This window comes from Clostridium sp. CM027, from assembly GCF_024730565.1.
Lineage (GTDB): Bacteria > Bacillota > Clostridia > Clostridiales > Clostridiaceae > Clostridium_AD > Clostridium_AD estertheticum_B.
Genome location: NZ_CP077725.1, coordinates 1427429 through 1451127 on the forward strand (window position 1 = coordinate 1427429; position 23699 = coordinate 1451127).

A 23699-nucleotide genomic window follows, 5' to 3' on the forward strand; every position below is an offset into this window, starting at 1 on the left:
TTCCACAGTTTTTTTATTCCGACAGCTATTGCCTCTGCCATTATTCTAGTAGCATTCCACATAGTATCATAAATTATTGTAACTTGATTTTCTTTATAATCTTTTGCCCATTCCATATATTTATTTGCAATTTGAAGCGGATTATCTTTCCAAATAATTCCATGACTTGGGCAAATCATATCTAATGGTAGATTTAAAATCCCTTCTCATATATTTTTTAATAAGGTATTGTTCTTAAAATGAATATCCTAAAATATAGTTTTATCTGTTTCTTACATCATGCTTTTTATTTTCTTATATAATTCATCTGCGGTACCAGCCTGTATCAGTTCGTCATCTACTAAAGCATAAGGTCCCACTGCGCAATCTCCACAATATCCCAGGCATGCCTCAGCTGTTATATCTACACCTGGATAGTTCTCTTTTAATTTTTTCATAGTTTCATCTGTTCCAAACGTAAAGTTATTCTCACAAAATTTAATTTCTGTCATATTTATACCTCCATCATTATTTATTGTTCTTTAATTTATCCAACAACTCATCAACTATCTGTATTTATATTCAATACCTTTGTATTAATAAATATTTTTACTTTATCACCATTTCATTTTAATATTTACTTTTAATATTCCCTTTTTTAATTAAAGTTATTTACTAATAACTTACATCTTCGACTTCGATTATAAATCACTTGTTTTTATAATGAATTTTTTATTATTGACACTATATTATTTTGATTATACATATTTGTTTTTCATTAGAATATGATTGAAGTCACAAAAAATCTAAAAACGTAAAATAAGCGGCTGCTAAATGTATTCAAATTACATTTAGCAGCCGTTTATTTTAAATTATAATTATAAAATTAATATTATTTATCCGAGTATTTGTTTTAAATCATCTTCTGGATTGCTTATAGGTTTAATATCAAAAGTATCAACTAAAAATTGTAATACGTTAGGGCTTAAGAAAGCTGGAAGCGTTGGTCCAAGGTAAATCCCTTTCACTCCAAGTGAAAGTAATGCCAATAGGTCAGCAACAGCTTTTTGCTCATACCAACTTAAAACAATTGCCAGTGGTAGATCATTAATGCTGCATTTAAATGCATCAGCTAGTGCTGAGGCAATTTTAACAGCAGAATATGCATCGTTACATTGACCTACATCTAGTAATCTTGGAAGTCCTGCTACCTCACCAAACTCTAACTTATTAAAACGATATTTTCCACAAGCTAAAGTAAGAATAATACAATCTTTAGGCACCTGCTGAGCAAATTCGGTGTAATAGTTTCTTCCTGGTCTTGCACCATCACATCCTCCAATTAAGAAGAAGTGTCTAATTTTTCCTTCTTTAACTGCATTTACGATTGTTTCAGCATGACTTAAAGTTGCTTTATGACCAAATCCTACTAGAATTTCTTTAACTTCTTCATCTTTTTCAAATCCACCGAGTTCTAGTGCTTTATTTATCATTTCAGAGAAGTCTTTATATCCATTCTCATCATTAGATATATGTTTTAGACCATCCCAACCAACAACACTTGTTGAGTATATTCTATCTTTATAAGAATCTCTTGGTTTCATTAAGCAATTTGTTGTCATTAAAATACAACCAGGTATACCATCAAATTCTTTTTGTTGATCTTGCCATGCTCCTCCAAAATTACCTACTAAATGTTTGTATTTATTGAGCTTTGGGTATCCATGCGATGGTAACATTTCACCATGTGTATAAATATTTATTCCCTTGCCTTCTGTTTGCTCAAGTAACATTTCAAGATCCCTTAAATCATGACCAGAAACCACAATGAATGGACCCTTTTTAATGTTTACATTAACCTTTGTAGGTGTTGGAGAATTGTATTTCTCATTATTGGCTTTATCTAATACCTCCATAACCTTAACACACATATCTCCAGTTTTAACTAAATACTTGATAAGATCTTGTAGATTTAAACTATCATCAGTCATTACTGCTAAACCTATAAAATAAAAATCATCTACTTCATCGCTATTATATTTAATACATCTAGCTTGATGTGCATAAGCTGCAATTCCTTTTAATCCATATTTTATAGTTTCGCGAACTGAACGGATATCAGCATCTAAGTCTTCATTATACATAACGCCAGCTTTTTTAGCATCTTCAAGTATCTGCTGCTTAGTATCACTTAAATTATATAAAGCTTCCTCAGAATTTACTTCTTCCCCTGCTGCTTTTTTCCTGGCATCCTCTTTTATTACTTGAGATCTTTTAAGCATATCCATATGAGATTCAGGATCAAAATTTACATTAGTTAATGTCATAAACAATGAATTTTCAATAAATGAAACCCATGACTTATCAATTTTTTCGCCTTTGGCTAAAAGTTTAGTAGCATAACAGCTTATTCCTTTTAACTGATAAATGAGCAAATCCTGCATTGCTGCAATTTCAGGCGTTTTTCCACAGACTCCTACTTTGGTACAACCTTTTCCGCCGAAAGTTTGTTCACATTGAAAACAAAACATTTTTCCTTGCATATGTAACCCTCCTAATTTTTAAAACTTCTATATAATATTTTGCACATTACTGGCATGATTATACACGATATTAATGAGAATATTCATATACCCCTTCCGAAGCATTGAAATCTCTGGTTATCTTCTCTAATTCTTTAATTATATTTCCAGCAGCATCATGCTCATCCTCTGTATCCTTTATAACCTGATGTATTTTTGATAAGACACTATCATCCTTTGTTATTTCAAAGTTTCAATAAGGGGAAACAGAAAATCAAAATCTTTAAGTACTAAAAAAGTATATTGATTATTATTTGACTGGGCTAAATTAAAGATGTTATTATACTAAATGGTAGGTGATATATATGAAAGAGTGTAGTTGTGGAAATTGTAATCATAGCCTATGTGCTAAGAAGGTACCTATATTTTCATTCCTCTCTGACGATGAACTTATAAAAATTGTTGATATGACAGGGCATAAATTCTATAAAAAAGGAGATATGCTGTGTAGCCAAGGACAAAAATCAGATACATTATTTATTATTAATGAAGGTCAAGTAAAAATATCTAAGTTAACAAAAGAGGGTAAAGAGCAAATAGTTCATATCTTCACTAGTGGAGATTTCTTTGGAGAACTAAGCCTGTTCAGTAGTGATGAAATATATAATTTTAATGTTTACGCCATATCAGATGTTAAAATATGTACATTAACCAAACAAGATATGGATAAAATTATCATGAGCAACCCAGGAATATCAATAAAGCTATTACAAGTTATTTCAAAGCGTCTAACTCAGACTGAAAATCTTGCCCAAAATCTGGCTACTAATGATGCAGAAATAAGAGTTGCGTTTATGCTTTTAGAGTTTGGTGAAAAGTATGGAGTTGCTACAAATCAGGGTTTGCAAATCAACTTACCTATAAATAGGGAAGAGATGGCAAATTATGTTGGGGTAACGAGAGAAACCATAAGCAGGAAGCTCAGTATATTTGAAGAGTCGGGTATTATCATCCTTAAGGGTAATAAAGTGGTAATTATAAAACAATTAGATATATTAAAATCATATGTAGAATAGTAATTTTCAAGCAACCTAAGGCCTATTACATAAGCCTTAGGTTGTTTTTTTATAATTTTGATTTAAATCATATTTTTTCAAATTAAAGTTAAGTAGAATTATAACATAGGAGTATGAAATCTACTGTTCTACACTATAAGAACTAGTATTATATTATTAAACAAGTTAATAATATAATTATAACTTGAAATAAGTATTGAATTGAAAAAATTAGGAGGATTAATTATGGATGCAATAGATTTAATGATGGACGAACATAAATATATTTTACGTGGATTAAAATTATTTAAGATATTAAGCGTAGAAATATTAAATAGTAATACTGTTGATTTTGTATCTTTTGAAAAGATGATTCTATTTGTTAGAAACTATGGTGATAAGCATCATCACAATAAGGAAGAGGTTGTCCTTTTTAAGAAGATGGAAACTCAACTAGGTCAAAATATGGTAAAAGGACCCTTATCTGGAATGTATATAGAACACGATTTAGGAAGGCAACATATAACGCTTTTAGAAGAAGCTCTTTTAAGAGTTAAAAATGGTGACTTAGATTCACGAGTGGATATAATCGCAAATTCTGTATGCTATGCTGATCTGTTAACAAGACATATTGATAAAGAAGATAAATTGATATATACCTTTGCTAGAAGAGCATTAAGCCAAGTGGACATGGAGGGCGTAAATGTAAGTTGTGAAAATATTGAATTAGAGGCAACTAAAAATCAATTACAAAAAGAATATATAAGTGTTTTAGAAGAATTAGAGAAGAAGTATTTAGATTGATTTTAAACATACATAAAAGAGGCAAGTGTTGTACACAGAAAATTAGAAGAAACAAAAATACACTAGACATCGTATAGTAATAAAATAAGTTAGTAACATATGTTACCGACAACATGATTATATATCAGTATAATAATCACATAGAACAGGCACAACCAGTGCTTACAAAAGAGAAAAATGGAGGTTTATTAATATGGCTATGTTTTGTTATCAATGTCAAGAAGCAGCTAATTGCAAAGGTTGTACGGTAAAGGGAGTTTGTGGTAAGACTGAAAGTCTCGCAAAAGCTCAGGACCTGCTAATTTATATAACTAAAGGAATATCTATATACAGTGTACGTGCTAGAGAGAATGGTATCGTTAATAAAGAAGTAGATGCTTTTATAATGGAAAGTTTATTTGCAACTATAACTAATGCAAATTTTGATAGAAATGTATTTATTAAAAGAATAAGAGAAGGTTTAAGATTAAGGGAAGAAGTAAAAGGTCAGCTTCTTAAAGCTGGAATTAAGTTAAGTGATAAAGGCGAAAATGCTAGTTGGCTTACAAGGATATTTAATACGTTTGGATTTGGCAAAGAGGAGGAATTAAACTTACCCGATGCAGCAGTTTGGTTTTCTAATGACTTAAAAGCATTTGATGAAAAAGCAGGAAAAGTTGGAGTACTCTCAACAGAGAATGAGGATGTAAGATCTTTAAGAGAATTGCTTATTTACGGACTGAAGGGAATGGCTGCGTATGCTAAGCATGCGAGTAGTCTTGGATACAACGATGATGGGCTTCATGCATTCACTCAAAAGGGGTTAGCATCAACGCTTAACGATAATTTAAGCGTTGATGAACTTGTGGCCTTAGTACTTGAATGTGGTAAGTATGGTGTTGATGCAATGGCTTTACTTGATAAGGCGAACACTACGAGTTACGGGAATCCTGAAATAACAAAAGTTAATATAGGAGTTAAAAATAATCCCGCTATATTAATTAGTGGACATGACTTAAAAGATATGGAAGAGTTATTAAAACAAACGGAGGGCACGGGAGTAGATATATATACTCACAGTGAAATGCTTCCAGCTAACTATTATCCTTCATTTAAAAAGTACAAGCACTTAGTTGGAAATTATGGCAATGCATGGTGGAAACAGAACCAGGAATTTGAAAGCTTCAATGGACCAATACTTATGACTACAAACTGTATTGTAACTCCAAAAGCATCTTATAAAGATAGAATATACACTACAGGATTAACAGGTTTTGAAGGCGTTAAGCATATAGCAGATGGAATAAATGGAAATTCAAAAGATTTTTCTAAAATAATTAAACAGGCTAAAAAATGTGCGGCACCTAAAGAAATTGAAAAAGGTGAAATAGTAGGAGGATTTGCTCATAATCAAGTGATAGCTCTTGCGGACAAAATTGTGGACGCTGTTAAATCTGGAGCAATAAAGAGATTCTTTGTAATGGCAGGCTGCGATGGACGAATGAAAAGCCGTGATTACTACACAGAATTTGCTGAAAAGCTACCAAAGGATGCAGTTATACTTACAGCCGGTTGCGCAAAATATAAATATAACAAGTTAAATTTAGGTGATATTGGTGGAATTCCAAGAGTATTGGATGCAGGACAATGTAATGATTCATACTCATTAGTAGTAATTGCACTTAAACTAAAAGAAGTATTTGAATTAGATGATATAAATGAACTTCCGATTTCTTATAATATTGCATGGTACGAGCAAAAGGCAGTTATAGTATTACTTGCATTACTGCATTTAGGAGTTAAAAATATTCATTTAGGACCAACACTACCAGCATTCCTATCACCAAACGTAGTAAAGGTATTGGTTGACAGCTTTGGTATTGGTGGAATAAGTAATGTAGATGATGATATAAAAATGTTTATGGGAGCATAATTTTAGAATTACCTTTGTTCTTAATATCAGTAATAAAAAGCACTCATTTATGGGTGCTTTTTTAGTTAAATTTATAATTTTCTTATTTTCCTACAATTAGGCAACACTTCTAAGTCAATTATACCATTATGTTCCAAACATATTTAAAGTTATTTTATAATCTTAAATTCATATCCATTTATTTTTAGATAGTCTATAATTTCAGGTAATGCTTTTGCAGTTTCTTCCTTACCATAGGTATCGTGCATTAATACTACTACTTTTTCTTGTGTACTTACAGATTTTTTAAATGCCTCTACTAATTCGGGTGCAGTTTTCTTTTTACCCTCAGCATCGAAAATGTATGCATTCCAATCTATACTATACAGATCTTTTTCTTTTAACTTAGCGTTCAATTCAATCAACTTAGGATCTTTATAGTACACTCTAGACATATAACCACCTGGCATCCTTATTGCTCGGTCATTAAAATCCTGTCCTAAAATATCTTTTAAGATATTGTTAGTTTTCTCAATTTCAGCCATATAAGTACTTACATCAAGTCTGTTATGGGGATATAAGGTTTTCAATGAGTGACTATAACTATGATTTCCTATAGCATGTCCCTCTTTGAAAATTCTTTTTATAATCACTTTACTCGAATTATTAGATTCTATAAATTTTCCAACTGTAAAGAAGGTCGCTTTTATGTTATTATTTTTTAATACATCTAGTACTTGAGGTGTTACCGTAGTAGACGGCCCATCATCAAAAGTAAGAAATGCCATTTTTTTGCCATCCTTCTCCCCTTTGCAGCTAGCTATGGCCGATATTTTTTGTATATCATAATCAGCTGCAACATTTGCAGCATTAGTGGCATTAGTGGCATTAGTGGCATTAGTGGCATTAGCGGCATTAGCGGCTTTCGCCCCTTTAGAAAACCATGTATAGCTTGTATAAAATAAACTGCATAATACAATAAAAAACACTATATTTACAGTGCTACTTGTTGTATTAAAATCATTACTTTTTCTTCTCATAATTCTTTTCTCCCCCTGTTATATCTAACCATTAATTCTAGTACAAAAACTAAATAATCTTCAGCCAATATTTCATCTTTCACATAACCATATGCTTCGCATCCATAAATTATTCTAAAATAAATTATCTTAATTTTAATAAAAATTTATCAAGATTAAGATAATTTATTATGTTGACGTTTTTTTACAGCTATGATAATATATTGTTATAATAAATTAATGGCTATTTAGTTTATATAATATTGTAAACGTATAAAAAGTATTAGTCGAAGTTTACGCAATAGCTAATTTATAAAAAAAAAGGAGCTTTTATAATGAATATCAAAGAATTTTGTGAAAAGTATTCAATAGATAGGTTAGGGACAAACTCCTTAAAATGGGATGCACTAGATAAGCGTTATGGTGATAAAGATTTAATTGCTATGTGGGTTGCAGACATGGAATTTAAAACTCCTGAAGTTGTAGTTGATGCACTGAAGAAAAGAATTCAACACGGAATATTTGGATATTCTTATGTACCTGAATCCTATTATGATGCCTTCATTAAGTGGGAAAAGAATGAACATAATTATGAGATAAATAAAGAATGGATGCGTTTTTCAACTGGTGTTGTTCTTGCCTTATACTGGTTTGTTAATGCTTTTACAAAACCCAATGACTCAGTAATGATTATTACTCCAGTTTATTATCCCTTCCACAATGCGGTAAACGATAATGGAAGAAAATTGATTACATCGGAATTAATTAATACTAACGGAGTATATACTATTGATTTCGAGAATTTTGAAAAGAATATTGTTGAAAACGACGTCAAATTATTTATCCAATGCTCTCCTCATAATCCAGTTGGTAGAGTTTGGACAGAAGAAGAATTGGATAAAGTTTTGTCTATATGTAAAAAACACAATGTACTTGTTGTTTCAGATGAGATTCATCAGGATATTATAGTTGGAAAAAATGTTCAAATTCCAGCAGCGATTGTAAGTTGCGGAAAGTATGCAGATAATCTAATAACAGTTACAGCACCGTCAAAAACTTTCAATCTAGCTGGGTTATTAAATTCCCATATAATCATATCCAATGAAGAAATAAGAGCTAAATATGACGCTTATGCAAAAACTGTTAATCAAACAGAAGTAAATATCATGGGACTCACTGCAGCAGAAGCTGCTTATAGCCATGGAAAAGAGTGGTTAGATTCTTTACTAGATGTAATACGATATAATTATAACTATGTTAAAACCAGACTAAATGAAAAAGCACCAAAAATAATTATTACGCCATTAGAAGGAACCTATCTTGCTTGGTTAGATTTACGAGAATATATAGATCCTAAGGACACAAAAACCTTTATACAGGACAAATGTAGACTTGCTGTTGATTTAGGTGAGTTGTTTAGTAAAGATTGCAAAGGTTTTGTTAGACTCAATATGGCTACTGATCCCAAATATGTTGAAATGGCTGTAGACAACATCATAAAGAATATCAATTCTTTGTAAAAATAGAAGGCGAGGAACACTAATGAAGTTTTTAAAGAATTATAAATTTTCTTTTATCCTCCTTGGGGGAATGTTAGTAGGGTCCATTGTAGGATGGATACTTGGACCAAAAGCTGTACTTCTTACTCCTATAGCAGATGTTTTTCTAAATTTATTATATTGTTGTGTAGTCCCTATGATTTTCGTATCTTTAGTATCTTCCATTGCTAATATGGAGAATTTGCACAAACTTGGTAAAGTGTTATCTATCATGATGGTATTGTTTATTGTAACAGAAATCATAGCCAGCGTTTATATGGCTGTCATCTGTGGAGTGTTTGATCCAGCTCATGGAGCAAATATCGTTATGAATGAAACAGTAAAGGATATGACGAGCAGTAGTAATTTTTTATCGATGTTTACAGTAAATGACTTTTCACTGTTATGGTCAAGAAAAAATTTGATGGCTTTAATTGTTTTTTCTATGTTTTTTGGAGTATCTACTGTTGCTATAGGAGAAAAAGGAAAACCTGTAATGCAATTATTTGACTCACTATCTAGTGTTATTATGAAAATGGTTGGATATGTCATGCTTTTAGCCCCAATAGGACTAGGTGCATTCTTCGCTACTTTGATTGGGCAGTATGGTGATGAAATTGCAGGACCACTATCAAGAGCATTAATAATATATTTTATAGCGGCTCTAATATATTTCTTTTTAGCAAATACTATTTTCGCTTTCATTGGTGATGGAAATAGAGGAATTAGAAATTTTTGGAAACACATTGTTCCGCCAGCTTTAACATCTTTAGGTACGTGCTCTAGTGCTGCAAGTATTCCGAGTAATCTTATTGCCTCAAAAAACATTGGCATTCCAGAAGATATTAAGAATATTACTATTCCTATGGGTTGTAATCTTCATAAAGATGGAGCGTGTTTAATTTCAATTTTAAAAATTGCATTTATGTGTTCTATTTTTAACATTAACTTTCTGGATCCTAAAAACTTATTGACTGCTATTGTAGTATCTGTAGTAGCCTCATCAGTAATGGGTGCAATACCGGCAGGTGGCTATGTTGGAGAAATATTTATTGTAGCTGCTTTTGGATTTCCGGCTGTTTCAATTCCAATTATGGTTTTAATTGGAACAATAACAGACGCACCAGCAACAGCAATTAACGCTACTGGTGATACTGGGGTTGCAATGATTATTTCTCGCATTATTGAAGGTAAAAACTGGGCTGATAAAAAAATTGCCACTAATAAAATATCTCATATAGAAACAGAATCATTTATGTAAGTTAGGAGATAGTACTATAATTCCAGTAAATATTATATTTTCACTGGAATTATATCTTCTTCAGTTAAAATTCTATAAAGACAACACTTTGCAATATGCACAAGGCTAAATATAAAGATATTTATGAGGTGAAAAAATGTCATCTAAACTTATACAGAATAAATTAAATAAATATATTCCGTTGGTAGATTTTATTGCTGCGATTTTGGGTAAAAATAGTGAAGTGGCTTTACACGACTTAACAGATTTAGACCATTCTATTATTAGTATAAAAAATAACTATATTTCCAAAAGAGAAGTTGGTGCTCCTGCAACAGATTTAATTTTAAAAATACTAAAAGAAAATTCAAATGAAAAAAATGATTTTATTACTAATTATAACGGAGATAATAAAATAAATAACTCCCTACGTTCGTCAACTTTTTTTATAAGAGATGATGATATGAATTTAATTGGTCTTATATCTGTGAACACTGATGAAACAGCACTTAATACTTTGATGGAAACTGTTTCAAAGGTATATTCTCTTTATAAAAAAGAACCTGAATTAGAACGTAAAGATGATAGTGAATCAGAAAATCTCTCTTCAATCATTGAAGAATTAGCTCAATGTTCAATTAATAAAATAACCTCTGCTAAAGGTATTACTATTGAATATTTAAAACAAGAAGATAAGATTCATATAGTCGAGGAACTTCATCAAAAAGGAATCTTTCTATTAAAAGGTGCCGTTAAACAACTTGCTAAAACATTAGGCTCATCAGAAGCCACCATTTATAGATATGTTCAGAAAATAAAAAACCAAGAATAAGATTAAGACTTATAGCTTTTGTAATTATTTTAATTGTAACCTTTAGATATGGACAAGTATATTTTATTTAACTAAAAATAAATGCAACCGTACTCGTGATGTTTAAAAAGACTCTATTATTACCTCCATGATTCCTCCACATACCATCCCTTCATCTTCAGCGATGGCGCCTGTCATATCTACGCTTTGAATTTAATACCCACCATTTCCGAGTAAGTTACGGGCATCATTAATTATCGCGCCTTCGCTACACTAATTAGGCAACACTTATAAGTTGTTTTATACCATTATATTACAAATACTGCCTTAAGTTATTTTATAATCTTAAATTCATATCCATTTATTTTTAGATAGTCTATAATTTCAGGTAATGCCTTTGCAGTTTCTTCCTTACCATATGTATCGTGCATTAATACTACTATTTTTTCTTGTGTACCTACAGATTCTTTAAATGCCTCTACTAATTCGGGTGCAGTTTTGTTTTTACCCTCAGCATCGAAAATATATGCATTCCAATCTATACTATACATATCTTTTTCCTTTAACTTGGCATTCAATTCAGTCAAATTAGGATCATCGTAGTACACTCTAGACATATATCCACCTGGCATTCTCATTGCTCGTGCATTAAAATCTTGTCCTAAAATATCTTTTAAGATATTGTTAGTTTTCTCAAGTTCAGCCATATAAATACTTACATCAAGTCTGTTATGAGGATATAATGTTTTCATTGAATGACTATAGCTATGATTTCCTATAGAATGTCCTTCTTTGGAAATTCTTTTTATAAGCTCTTTACTTGAATTATTAGATTCTATAAGGTTTCCAACAGTAAAGAAGGTTGCTTTTATTTTATTATCTTTTAATACATCTAGTACTTGTGGTGTTACAGTAGTAGATGGGCCATCATCAAAAGTAAGAAACGCGATTTTCTTACCATCTTTCACGCCTCTACCGCTAGATATATCTGATACTTTTTGTATATCATAATCAGCTGCAGCATTGGCGGCTTTAGTATTTAAATCTTTAGCTTTCTTATCCGCTTCGTCTTTTTCCTTTATTTCCTGTGCCTTAGCCTGTAATACCTGATTTCCCTTGGCTTGAACATTCACTTCTGAAACCCATGTATACCCTGTATAAAATAAAGCACATAATATAATAGAAAATACTATAATTACAGTGTTTCTTATTGTCTTAAATTTATTGCTTTTTATTCTCATAATTTTTTTCTCCTTTGTTATATCTAAACATTAATTTTAGTTAAAAACTAATTACTTTTTAACTGATGACTTATAATTTAAAATTCCTTTTGCTATACTATTAGCACATACATCTTGTCCACTTTCAGATGTTACAAAATTAGCATCTGAAGAATTACTTAAAAAACCTATTTCAATTAATGCGGAAACAGAATTATTAAGCCGTAATACAGCCAATGAGTGTCCATTAGATTCATATTTCAAACCTCTATCGGCGGAGTAATTACTATTACCAAGTTCCTTTTGGATGCTTTTAGCAAGTTTTTCACCATCAGTATTAGGAAACCTACACCAGGTTTCTACTCCATGATAACTAGAGTCAGTAGCAGCATTGCAATGTATAGATACAAATGCATCTGCTTTAGCCTCATTTGATACTTTAACTCTTGCTCTAAGATCTAGCTTATTATCAGAGGGCCAGGACACTTTATCAGTAGTCCTTGTATATAACACCTTAATACCATCTTTTTCTAAGAGATCGCCTACTTTAAGAGCAATTGCTAATGTTACATCCTTTTCAAAAATATTCGATGAGTTTGTAGCACCAACATCATATCCGCCATGGCCTGCATCAATACATACTGTAAAATTAGAAGTATTACTCTTTTGCTCGTGGTTATTAATAATCTGTGGATTAGCATTCGCTCCTTTTTTTACTGGATTACTAATAAATAGCAATCCCAAGATTAATAAGAATACAAAGAGTGCTTTTATACTTATTTTCGACAACTTTTTTTTCATAGATTTCCCTTCTTTCTACATTGTTTTTGCTTTTTATCGTTTATCTGATATATTTAATTATAATAGGAGAATATATCAGAAGTTTTTAATAGTTGTAAAGCATATGTAAAGAAAAGAATTATCTAGTTCTAAAAAAATACTCACTTTTAACAAAATAAGATTTTGTTAAAGGTGAGTATTTTGTAAAGAGACATATATAAGAAAAAGCATTCCGAATATGGGATGCCTTTTCTTATTTATGTCACTTACACTAAAGTAGTAAGTTTTATGATTTTATTCCATTTGTTTATTTTCTTACCAACTAGTATTAGATTGAATTATCGCCATTACTCCTATTGAGAAACTGTATATTTTTTTAGTGCTCTCATCAATAGAAATTATTACCTTATTACTAGCTACGTCAGCATCCTCGTATACTAAACTGCATCCAACTGGCTCCTTTACGCTTTTCGGATTTTGATTAACTAACTTTATATTTTTAATATTAGCAATATTATTTTTTAGTATAAATTCTTTTGCTATTTTTTTTGCTTCGGTTATATCAATACTACTGTTTGAAGAAGGTATAATCTCACTATCATAACTGTTAAAATATATACATTCTCCTGTTTTTGAATCTATTTTCATAACATAGCCTGTGTAATTTGTATTTTGTGTTTTCTTTTCTACTCTTGTAAAAAATTCTACATTATATAAACCGTTTTCTAACACAGATTTACTATATTCCAATTGCGTTTTTGAATAATTACTTGGCTTTATCAGCTCTAAATCTTTTTTTAACATTGATGAACTAAAGAACTGAACATTACTTCCAACCTCTGTCAGGTAAAGTTTCACATTAAAATATTTTTCTAAAATTTCTAGAGCTTTTAATTTTGCTCCTTCCTCTGTTAAGATTTTTTTTCCATTCACTATATCTGAAGTAGATATAGTATTTTTATCAAGCTTTATAACTACCAGTTGATTTTTTTTTATGTTACTAAAATCACTACAGGAAGTTAAAAAAATACTAGAAATCAATAATACGAGAAGTATTATTTTATGTTTCATGAAAGGAGTCACCACCTTTACAAGTATTAAATATTAATTTAATTGAAGTTCCCTTATCTATTTCACTTTCAACTACAAAGCATCCACTATGAATATCCAATATCTTTTTACATATTGATAAACCTAATCCGGCACCATTACTTGCCCTAGTTCTTGCTTTATCAACCATATAGAAGGGTTCAAAGATCTTATCTATATGTTCCTTAGCAATCCCTATGCCATGATCTTTTATTTCAACTTCATATTTATATTTGTTAATACCAATGTGAATTTCTGATTTAACCTTAGAAGCTTTTATAGCATTGTCTATAAGATTAGTTAGTAGTACCTTCATTAAATCACGTTGCATCATCATTTCAAAATCATTGTCCTCTATTACTAAGCTTATGTTTTTTTCAATAAGTTTTGGAAGCAATGACCCTTTTACTTCAAGAACAATGTTTTTTATGCTTTCATTTTGCAGCTTAAACTCTTCTTTTCTTAATAGTATTAAGTCCATTAGCCTAAAAGATAATTCCTCTAACCGCTTTCCTTCTCCATATATATAGCCAAGACCGTCTATAAAAATTTCCTCATTATATTTGGTGGTACGAAGTAAATTTGCATACCCTATTATAGAAGTTAATGGTGTTTTTAATTCATGGGCCAAGTTATCGATGAACCTCTGCTTTTCATTATTATTTCTTTCTAATTCATTTATTTTTTCTTCAACAACCTCAGCCATTGTATTGAAATTTTCTGCCAGCACGCCAAATTCATCTTTAGATTTTATTTCTACCTTTTCTGAAAAGTTTCCTTTAACTATTCTTTTAGTAGCCCCTATAAGATTCTGGATTGGTTTTGTTATATATTTACTTGCAAAATACATAAACGCCATGAAAACTAAAGATACTACTACGTCTAGTTTAAAAAAGAAAACATACTGATTTCCTCTTTCTTTATAAATTCCTGAAATATTTCGCGCATAAGTAAATTTATAGGATTTATTATTTATATTTATCAAGTTTGATATAAATATATATGATTTATTACCTATATCCTTAATTATATATTGTCTTTTATCTGGTTGAAGTGAATTGATTTCTTCTCTTTTATCAGGCATTTTAAAATTCATATTACTAAACACACTTTTATTATTTGTATCTAAAATCTCTACATAAACATTTTTATCATTGTATTTTTTGTAATAATCATTGATGGCATTAGATAAAATTTCATCATCCGAGCTGGTATTACGGGAATACCTTCTTAAAGTGTCATACACCGGAATACTTAAATTCACTCCTGAATAAATACTCAAATGTTCACTTAAACATCTATCTACTTCTCTTTTTAATGTTTCATTATGAATCTTTTCTATTATTAAAATTCCTGCAAAGCTAAAGGTTAAAATAAATAAAGTCAAAAATAAAATGTATATTCTTTGCCAAAATTTCATCTATTAGTCCTCCAACCTGTAGCCAATTTTATAAACCGTCTTAATATTATCATTTAGGTCTAATTTTTTTCTAATTGAACCTATATGCATATCAACAGTTCTAGTTCCTCCAAAATAATCATATTTCCATACTCTTTCTAATAGTATATCTCTAGTTAATGCTATATTTTTATTTTGCACCAATATACATAATAATTCAAATTCCTTAAGAGTTAAATCTACTATTTTGCCACTTTTTTTTACTATTCTTTCTTTTAAATATATTTTAATATCTTTAAATTCCAAAGCATCATTAGCTTTTCCATATCTTCTAAGAACAGTTTCAATTCTTGCTAACAGTTCTAGAGCCTCAAAGGGCTTTACAATATAATCTTCTGCTCCTAATTTTAATCCAGTTACTTTATCAATAACTGAGTTTTTAGCAGTAAGAAATATAACAGGAATATCTAAATATCTTATTTTATCCATTATAGTAAAACCATCAGCATTTGGAAGCATAACATCCAGTAGTATTAAATCAAAAGGTTCATTTTCAATTATATTAATTGCTTCTAAGCCATCATAAACTTCTTTAGTTTCATAATTTGCTATATTTAAATTTAATCTGATTAAGTTTGATATTGCTAAATCATCTTCTACTATTAGAATCTTTTGTTTCAAACAAATCACCTCCAATAATATTATTGTTTTATTTATTCAAATTTATTAATATAAATAATTAGCAAGTAAAATTATAAACTATTTATATATGAGAAGATTATCCTATATGTAAAGTTGTTGTAAAGTTTTAGATACTTATCTAATAAATTATTATATTTTAATCCTATTGTCTAATATCTACTTTAACTTTTTTCCTTGTATAGGTAAATCTTAAAAGTTTTAATAATATTTATCATCGTTAAAATTAATTGCCGTTTTGACGTTTTTTACAGCTATGATAATTAGTAAAGATGATAGTGAATCAGAAAATCTCTCTTCAATTATATGTAATAGTTCTAACTCGAAAAAGTATATACCATCAGTGTAAAGCACTGATATATCTAGGGTTTAATCACTAAATGATAAAGCTCTTATTTTTTTGATCAAAACAAGTTAGTTAAAATACAATTATAGTATTGATAATACTAACTAAGCGAGAGATAAAAATGGCAAATGATAAACTGAAAAAAGGAAGCAAAACACCGATATATTCAACAAATTTTTTGAATATATCGGTGTTTTAGTAATATATGTCTTAACGTATAAAATCCGCGTTTTGCGATTATTACCCCCTAATGTATTTGTTCTAGTGGACTTGCCCAAATGGTTTTAGGGTTAGCAATGCCACCAAGTTCGGAGGCTACACGATCAAATTGTCCTGTCTGGAATATAACTTTTCTTAAATCACCTTGACCTATCCTAAGATATTCGTCATAAGCTTCATTAATTCCGTTCATGACCACAGAAGCAACAGCTTTCATCCCATTTTCACCTCCTCCAAAATTACTTTACAGTGCCCTCCGAAAGTTATTTTATAATCTTAAATTCATATCCATTTATTTTTAGATAGTCTATAATTTCAGGTAATGCCTTTGCAGTTTCTTCCTTACCATATGTATCGTGCATTAATACTACTATTTTTTCTTGTGTACCTACAGATTCTTTAAATGCCTCTACTAATTCGGGTGCAGTTTTGTTTTTACCCTCAGCATCGAAAATATATGCATTCCAATCTATACTATACATATCTTTTTCCTTTAACTTGGCATTCAATTCAGTCAAATTAGGATCATCGTAGTACACTCTAGACATATATCCACCTGGCATTCTCATTGCTCGTGCATTAAAATCTTGTCCTAAAATATCTTTTAAGATATTGTTAGTTTTCTCAAGTTCAGCCATATAAATACTTACATCAAGTCTGTTATGAGGATATAATGTTTTCATTGAATGACTATAGCTATGATTTCCTATAGAATGTCCTTCTTTGGAAATTCTTTTTATAAGCTCTTTACTTGAATTATTAGATTCTATAAGGTTTCCAACAGTAAAGAAGGTTGCTTTTATTTTATTATCTTTTAATACATCTAGTACTTGTGGTGTTACAGTAGTAGATGGGCCATCATCAAAAGTAAGAAACGCGATTTTCTTACCATCTTTCACGCCTCTACCGCTAGATATATCTGATACTTTTTGTATATCATAATCAGCTGCAGCATTGGCGGCTTTAGTATTTAAATCTTTAGCTTTCTTATCCGCTTCGTCTTTTTCCTTTATTTCCTGTGCCTTAGCCTGTAATACCTGATTTCCCTTGGCTTGAACATTCACTTCTGAAACCCATGTATACCCTGTATAAAATAAAGCACATAATATAATAGAAAATACTATAATTACAGTGTTTCTTATTGTCTTAAATTTATTGCTTTTTATTCTCATAATTTTTTTCTCCTTTGTTATATCTAAACATTAATTTTAGTTAAAAACTAATTACTTTTTAACTGATGACTTATAATTTAAAATTCCTTTTGCTATACTATTAGCACATACATCTTGTCCACTTTCAGATGTTACAAAATTAGCATCTGAAGAATTACTTAAAAAACCTATTTCAATTAATGCGGAAACAGAATTATTAAGCCGTAATACAGCCAATGAGTGTCCATTAGATTCATATTTCAAACCTCTATCGGCGGAGTAATTACTATTACCAAGTTCCTTTTGGATGCTTTTAGCAAGTTTTTCACCATCAGTATTAGGAAACCTACACCAGGTTTCTACTCCATGATAACTAGAGTCAGTAGCAGCATTGCAATGTATAGATACAAATGCATCTGCTTTAGCCTCATTTGATACTTTAACTCTTGCTCTAAGATCTAGCTTATTATCAGAGGGCCAGGACACTTTATCAGTAGTCCTTGTATATAACACCTTAATACCATCTTTTTCTAAGAGATCGCCTACTTTAAGAGCAATTGCTAATGTTACATCCTTTTCAAAAATATTCGATGAGTTTGTAGCACCAACATCATATCCGCCATGGCCTGCATCAATACATACTGTAAAATTAGAAGTAATACTCTGTGAATTAGCATTCTCTCCTTTTTTCACCATATTACTAATAAATAGCAATCCCAGGATTAATAAGAATACAAAGAGTGCTTTTATATTTATTTTCAACAACTTTTTTTTCATGGATTTTTACCCTCTTTCTACATTGTCTTGAACTTCATCGTTTATCTGACATATTTGATATGTATCAGAAGGATCTTGTAGTTGTAGCATTTTTCTCTCATATTGATCAATCGTTGCTAATGTTACTATCCACAGCAATGTAATAAAAATTACCTTTTAAATAAAATTTGATTGGAGCCTTTCTGGATATGAACCCAAAAATTTCGAGAAGGGAACTGATCAGAAAAATATGATTCAACCTTAGTCTCATAACTGCCATCTAATACTTTTTCAATACGAAAAACAGGCCATTGTGCTAAGTAACGCCTCTCCTCTCTTGAATAGGTTTTAGCCGGTAGAGCAAGATTCAATATAAACATAGCAAGTATAAATAAAAGCGGCAACATACACACGATATTCTGTATAACGGCAAGTTTTTTTTTGTTACTTATTCTCATATCAATCCTCCTGGTCAAAATCGGAAATATATAAATGGGTTGTAGGTTGAACTAACCATGTATGCCGTTGAAAAAAACATTAGTACACAATAATACACGGTTACTGCTAATTTATAAATATTGTAATGACTTCTTTCAAATACTAACGCCAGTTCCTTAGGCCAAGGTGAAGCCGCAATGATACAAACAATATATAAGATGGCATAAGCTTTTAGCTTCACAATTGCTTGGTTATTAATAAGCGCATTACCTCCTACTCCAGACATGATCCGCAGAAAACCGAGCATATCCGTCAGGTTGGTAAATTCAAAAAGCACCCAGCCTATAACAACAAACAGCAATAAGTATATATGACGGACAACCTTTGGCCATCTTGTCATGCTTTTCTGCAAAAACAATTTTTCTATTAATATTAAAGCTCCAAAATAAAGCCCCCATAAAACAAAATTCCAACTTGCACCATGCCAGAGCCCGGTGAGAAACCATACAATGAACATGTTCCGTATCAGTTTCCACTTACCGACACGGTTTCCACCAAGAGAAATATATACATATTCCTTAAACCATGATCCTAGGGAGATATGCCACCTGCGCCAAAATTCCGAAATACTTTGCGAAATATATGGATACTGGAAGTTTTCCTTGAAACGAAATCCAAACATTTTTCCCAATCCGATAGCCATATCTGAATACCCGCTAAAATCGAAATAAATCTGTAATGTAAAGGCAATAATCCCGGCCCATGCCATGAGCATTGAAACTTCTGTACCTGGCATGGCTTTTACTTCAGACCATAGTAGTCCTATATTATTTGCAAGAAGCATCTTTTTCGCAAGACCACACAGAAAGCGCTGCATCCCGGAGTTGAATTTTTTGAAGTTCATGCTCCTGTAAGCTAACTGTGATTCAATGTCTGCATAGTTCACAATAGGCCCTGCCACCAACTGCGGGAACATAGTAATATAAAGGGCAAATAGAATCAGGCTTTTCTGCTGCTTTATTTTTCCCCTATATACATCAATCACATAAGATAGTGTCTGAAAGGTATAAAACGAAATTCCTATGGGAAGCGTTGGTGTTCCAGCATTCAAATTCCAACTGCCAATTGATGCTATTGTACTTATGATCATGCCGATGTATTTAAAATAAGCGAGACAGCCTAAATTGAGCACCAGGCTTATTATTAAAAAAAGCTTCCTTTTTCGGCTACTGGTATCAGATCTACCTAAGAGAGTGCCTAGACAGTAATTAACCGTTATGGAACCGCACATCAATAACACATAGATAGGTTCTCCCCATGCATAAAAAAACAGGCTTGCAGTCAGCAGGACAATATTCCTAAAGTGCTTTCCTAAGGAATAATATAGAATTACTGTGATAGGCAAAAAAGCAAATGTAAAAAACAGACTACTGAATATCATATGGTCCCTCCACTATAATAATTTAGAAAGTTTCTTCAACCACAGCTGATAAAATTCTTTCTTGAAGTGAACACCATCTTCCGCAAATAAATCAGGGTTTTCCTTTGCCAATGCTCCTATGTCTATATAATTAACTGATAACTTGCCCGCCAACTCCTTTAAAAGCTCATTGTATTCATCTACATTTTTATAGCGGGGTTCTAGTTTTAATGCCTCCTGTGTTACAGGTGTTATGGACTGGAGATATATCTTACAATTGGGCTGTTCTTCCTTTATCTTGTTAATCAGTTTTGTTAAATCATTTCTGAATAATTCTTTAGGATCCTTCACAGGCATGAACAGGTCATCCGATCCCAACATGATAAAGACGTTGTCCGGTTTCTTTTTAGTCAAGCCATCAATTTTATCATACGTAAACCCGGCTGTGGCTCCTGCCGCAGCTATTACACTTTCTTTAGGAAGAATTTCATTGATGACAAAACCTTCGGTAATGGAATCTCCGATAAACACATTGTTCTTAGACTTAGCTGTAACATCCTTTGCAGCATTTGTATTCCCGCAGGCAGTCATACCTATCAAAAGAATACCCATAAGGAAACTAATAATTAATTTTTTCATAAAAATACCTCTTTTCTTTATTTGATAAACTTATATTACAATAGTAAAATGCAGAACAGGTGCAGATAAGATAGAGTTCGGATATTATTTCTTTCTAATTTTTTGCAGAACAAAAGCCATGAAGTACCCTTCATAGCTTTTTCGTCAGTAAAATATTAATTTTTTTGAATAAAAGTATCTTAAAGAAGGCATATATCTTTCTCTGAAGATATAATCAATGATTTATGGTTGGACCGGTAGAGAAAAGAAAAAACGGACGCCATCTTTCGTATTTTCCACACCATAAATTGCATGATGAAGCTCCAATATCCCCTTGGATATGGAAAGTCCAAGACCCGTACCTGCTTTGGATGTCCGTGCCTCCACACGGTAGAATTGGTCCCATATCTTTTTCCTGTCTTCCTCTAATATTGGCTTCCCCTGATTTTCTATGCTGATTTCTGCTGTCTCTCCATTGCAGCTTATAGCAATTACGATTGCATATCCATTCTCCGTATTCCGGATTGCATTACTGAGAAAATTAGTAATAACGCGACTGATTAGCCATTTATGCCCCACTACAATTTTAGGGCAAAGTCTTAATATAAGAGAGATATTTTTCTCCTGTATTTGCTCAGCCAGGGACTTGCATACTTCGGTAATTGCTTTATCCATTTCAAAAGGAGCTAATTCAGGCTTATAGGTACCAGATTCAAATTTAGCTAGATCCAACATGTTTACAACCAGCAAGTCCATCCGTTGTATTTCATCTTCCATCGCCTGTAAGTAATGTTCCCTTTTTTCAGCTGCAATTCCGTCTTTAAAAATAGACAGACAACTTTTCATAACCGCAAGAGGCGTTTTCAGCTCATGAGATACACCTGCAATAAATTCCTTTCGTATAGTTTCTAATTTTCTCTCTTTATCAAGATCCTGTTTAAGCTGACCAATATATACTTCCATCTGGTTCGACAGATAATTAATATTTTGGGATAACTGACCAATTTCATCGGCGGAACGCACCGGCAGTTTTTCCGTAAAATCCATGTTTGCTATTTTCTCTGTGACCTGGTTGATGGATATCAGAGGTTTCGCCAGCCACTTAGAAAAAATAAATGCCAAGAATATAACACACAGAAATGTAAATCCAAAAAAGTAAGGATAGAATTGCTGTATAACCGATATTGCTTCATCTACCGGCTGAAGAGATGTCATAGCAAAAATATATCCCGTTACCCCATTTTCAACAACCGGTTTAATAATTATCTTATATTCCACAAGATTTTCTGTTGCACTAAATTCTTCTGTACCCTGAAGAGGTTTCGCATTATTAGCTAGCAAACCGGCTTGAAATTCTTTTATCTGTTTCAAAAAATAAAGTTCATGGTAGGGAAACGAAATATCCAACCCTCGTTCGGGAAATGCAGTCTTCGTTATCTTTCCCCTCAATACGTCAGTTACAAGGTGACTATACGCTTTATCAGCATTAGGACCATTCAGCTTGTTTGCAATATTTAAATTTACGACGCCCGTTGAATTAGTATTTATCATATAAGGTATCTTTTCATCTGCTATATTAACTGTATCAATAATCACCTCATCGCCGACCTTAAATGAAGCGAGTACATCAGAAGAATATTCTCCTTCAAAGGAGTACATTGGTATCCGCAAAGTACCCTGAGATTCATTTTTCAATTTCACTTCGAGATAGTAATTTTCCACATCGCCGATACGACCATTTTTGTCCATTTTTGTAATCCAGATTTGGTTATTCTTATATATTTCACCAGATGCTGCTTCCGCTCCTTTTTTCGCTACTATATCTGGGTACTCCTTCATATACATTTCGAGAGTATCCAATTTCTCATTAATATAATATTTCTTAAAAAAGTAATTTTGCGTTATTCCAATGAATAAAAACATAGTAGATAATAATAGAACTGTTAGCACAAACCATTTAAAAACAATACTTTTTTTCATAGCTGACCCTCTTCGAATTTATATCCCGAGCGGATAACCGTAACAATGTAGCAGCCTTTACTTCCAAGCTTAGCACGCAGGTTTCTGATATGGCTGTTCATTGTCTTTTCATCACCATAAAAATCATAACCCCATATTTTAGCTATTAATTGTTCTCTGGTAATTACAATCCCTCTATTTTGCATTAAGTAAGCTAGAATCTCAAATTCTGTATGAGTCAAATTAATAGTATTACAATCAATAGAAACAAGTCTTGACCCCATATTTATAACAATACCGCCGGCTGACGTCAACATTCCATCCATAGTACCTGGGTATTTTTCAAGAAATCGTTTCACTTTTGCCATTAGAACCAGAGGACTATATGGTTTGATCAGATAATCATCCGCTCCCAACTCATATCCCAGAAGAGAATCATCCTCATCTGAACGTGCAGTCAAAATGATTATAGGGATACTGGAATTTTTCCGTATTCTACGGCATACTGACCAGCCGTCAATCTTCGGCAGAACAATATCTAGTATAACTAAATCAACAGAATTTAATTGAAATAGCTCTAAAGCTTTTTCCCCATCTTCGGCCTCTAATACCTGATATCCATACTCAATTAGATAGTCAATTATCACTTCACGTAAAATATCTTCATCTTCAACAACCAATATTTTATTCATCCCATACCTCCATTTGTGTCATTACAAGTAAAATCTTTTGCATTTACACATTTA

General features: G+C 31.5%; 21 protein-coding genes and 2 pseudogenes. 6 read left to right on the forward strand and 17 right to left on the reverse strand.

The window, feature by feature from the left end:
- Positions 1-5: 5 nt before the first annotated feature.
- The 3 genes and pseudogenes from KTC92_RS18580 to hcp (KTC92_RS06855) all read right to left on the reverse strand — a co-directional run.
- Positions 6-194: pseudogene (locus KTC92_RS18580) on the reverse strand (anaerobic nitric oxide reductase flavorubredoxin); the annotation flags it as partial.
- Positions 195-272: 78 nt separating this feature from the next.
- The gene (locus KTC92_RS06850) at positions 273-491 is read right to left on the reverse strand and encodes a DUF1450 domain-containing protein (RefSeq protein ID WP_220286614.1); all 219 of its coding nucleotides are present in this window, start codon (positions 489-491) and stop codon (positions 273-275) included.
- Between the two features lie 384 nt (positions 492-875).
- Positions 876-2522 (reverse strand): hydroxylamine reductase, encoded by a 1647-nt coding sequence (hcp, locus tag KTC92_RS06855; RefSeq protein ID WP_216303519.1) that lies wholly within the window; start codon positions 2520-2522, stop codon positions 876-878.
- 344 nt (positions 2523-2866) lie between these two features.
- Between hcp (KTC92_RS06855) and KTC92_RS06860 the strand changes: the two genes are divergently transcribed.
- The 3 genes from KTC92_RS06860 (at position 2867) to hcp (KTC92_RS06870) (ending at position 6272) form a co-directional block, all read left to right on the forward strand.
- The gene (locus KTC92_RS06860; RefSeq protein WP_220286613.1) at positions 2867-3577 is read left to right on the forward strand and encodes a Crp/Fnr family transcriptional regulator; all 711 of its coding nucleotides are present in this window, start codon (positions 2867-2869) and stop codon (positions 3575-3577) included.
- A 225-nt stretch (positions 3578-3802) separates the two neighbouring features.
- Positions 3803-4360, forward strand: a complete 558-nt coding sequence (locus KTC92_RS06865; protein WP_220286612.1) for a hemerythrin domain-containing protein — start codon at positions 3803-3805, stop codon at positions 4358-4360.
- Positions 4361-4553: 193 nt separating this feature from the next.
- Positions 4554-6272, forward strand: coding sequence for a hydroxylamine reductase (gene hcp, locus KTC92_RS06870; protein ID WP_220286611.1), 1719 nt, complete (start codon positions 4554-4556; stop codon positions 6270-6272).
- A gap of 149 nt (positions 6273-6421) precedes the next feature.
- On the opposite strand, the gene KTC92_RS06875 is transcribed toward hcp (KTC92_RS06870), so the two are convergent.
- Positions 6422-7291, reverse strand: a complete 870-nt coding sequence (locus tag KTC92_RS06875; RefSeq protein ID WP_220286610.1) for a polysaccharide deacetylase family protein — start codon at positions 7289-7291, stop codon at positions 6422-6424.
- Positions 7292-7605: 314 nt separating this feature from the next.
- On the opposite strand from KTC92_RS06875, the gene KTC92_RS06880 reads away from it, so the two are divergent.
- The 3 genes from KTC92_RS06880 to KTC92_RS06890 all read left to right on the forward strand — a co-directional run bounded on the left by KTC92_RS06880 (position 7606) and on the right by KTC92_RS06890 (position 10880).
- Positions 7606-8790 carry a MalY/PatB family protein gene (locus tag KTC92_RS06880; protein WP_216303524.1) on the forward strand — a complete coding sequence of 395 codons (1185 nt, stop codon included), beginning with the start codon at positions 7606-7608 and terminating at the stop codon, positions 8788-8790.
- A gap of 22 nt (positions 8791-8812) precedes the next feature.
- On the forward strand, positions 8813-10069 hold the full coding sequence (locus KTC92_RS06885; RefSeq protein ID WP_216303525.1) for a dicarboxylate/amino acid:cation symporter: 1257 nt from the start codon (positions 8813-8815) through the stop codon (positions 10067-10069).
- Between the two features lie 136 nt (positions 10070-10205).
- Complete coding sequence (locus tag KTC92_RS06890) at positions 10206-10880, forward strand: transcriptional regulator (protein ID WP_220286609.1); 675 nt, start codon at positions 10206-10208, stop codon at positions 10878-10880.
- A 311-nt stretch (positions 10881-11191) separates the two neighbouring features.
- Here the strand turns inward: KTC92_RS06890 and KTC92_RS06900 are convergent, their stop codons facing one another.
- The 13 genes and pseudogenes from KTC92_RS06900 to KTC92_RS06960 all read right to left on the reverse strand — a co-directional run bounded on the left by KTC92_RS06900 (position 11192) and on the right by KTC92_RS06960 (position 23645).
- Positions 11192-12100, reverse strand: a complete 909-nt coding sequence (locus KTC92_RS06900) for a polysaccharide deacetylase family protein (protein ID WP_220286604.1) — start codon at positions 12098-12100, stop codon at positions 11192-11194.
- Between the two features lie 51 nt (positions 12101-12151).
- Entirely contained in the window at positions 12152-12880 is a 729-nt protein-coding gene (locus tag KTC92_RS06905; protein ID WP_220286607.1) for an N-acetylmuramoyl-L-alanine amidase, read from the reverse strand.
- Positions 12881-13174: 294 nt separating this feature from the next.
- A complete protein-coding gene (locus KTC92_RS06910) occupies positions 13175-13930 on the reverse strand; it encodes a hypothetical protein (protein WP_220286606.1) in 756 nt (251 codons plus the stop codon).
- Complete coding sequence (locus tag KTC92_RS06915) at positions 13920-15368, reverse strand: HAMP domain-containing sensor histidine kinase (RefSeq protein WP_216303530.1); 1449 nt, start codon at positions 15366-15368, stop codon at positions 13920-13922. The genes KTC92_RS06910 and KTC92_RS06915 overlap by 11 nt, the downstream gene beginning before the upstream one ends.
- A gap of 3 nt (positions 15369-15371) precedes the next feature.
- The gene (locus tag KTC92_RS06920) at positions 15372-16028 is read right to left on the reverse strand and encodes a response regulator transcription factor (protein ID WP_220286605.1); all 657 of its coding nucleotides are present in this window, start codon (positions 16026-16028) and stop codon (positions 15372-15374) included.
- Positions 16029-16642: 614 nt separating this feature from the next.
- A pseudogene (locus KTC92_RS06925) lies at positions 16643-16846 on the reverse strand (cell wall hydrolase); the annotation flags it as partial.
- Positions 16847-16874: 28 nt separating this feature from the next.
- A complete protein-coding gene (locus KTC92_RS06930; RefSeq protein WP_220286604.1) occupies positions 16875-17783 on the reverse strand; it encodes a polysaccharide deacetylase family protein in 909 nt (302 codons plus the stop codon).
- Positions 17784-17834: 51 nt separating this feature from the next.
- Positions 17835-18539 (reverse strand): N-acetylmuramoyl-L-alanine amidase, encoded by a 705-nt coding sequence (locus tag KTC92_RS06935; RefSeq protein WP_220286603.1) that lies wholly within the window; start codon positions 18537-18539, stop codon positions 17835-17837.
- 149 nt (positions 18540-18688) lie between these two features.
- Positions 18689-18976, reverse strand: coding sequence for a DHHW family protein (locus KTC92_RS06940; RefSeq protein WP_216303535.1), 288 nt, complete (start codon positions 18974-18976; stop codon positions 18689-18691).
- Positions 18977-18990: 14 nt separating this feature from the next.
- Positions 18991-20397 carry an MBOAT family protein gene (locus KTC92_RS06945; RefSeq protein ID WP_216303536.1) on the reverse strand — a complete coding sequence of 469 codons (1407 nt, stop codon included), beginning with the start codon at positions 20395-20397 and terminating at the stop codon, positions 18991-18993.
- 12 nt (positions 20398-20409) lie between these two features.
- A complete protein-coding gene (locus KTC92_RS06950; protein WP_216303537.1) occupies positions 20410-21015 on the reverse strand; it encodes a GDSL-type esterase/lipase family protein in 606 nt (201 codons plus the stop codon).
- Positions 21016-21237: 222 nt separating this feature from the next.
- On the reverse strand, positions 21238-22974 hold the full coding sequence (locus KTC92_RS06955) for a cell wall metabolism sensor histidine kinase WalK (RefSeq protein WP_216303538.1): 1737 nt from the start codon (positions 22972-22974) through the stop codon (positions 21238-21240).
- Complete coding sequence (locus KTC92_RS06960; protein ID WP_216303539.1) at positions 22971-23645, reverse strand: response regulator transcription factor; 675 nt, start codon at positions 23643-23645, stop codon at positions 22971-22973. The genes KTC92_RS06955 and KTC92_RS06960 overlap by 4 nt, the downstream gene beginning before the upstream one ends.
- Between the last annotated feature and the right edge of the window lie 54 nt (positions 23646-23699).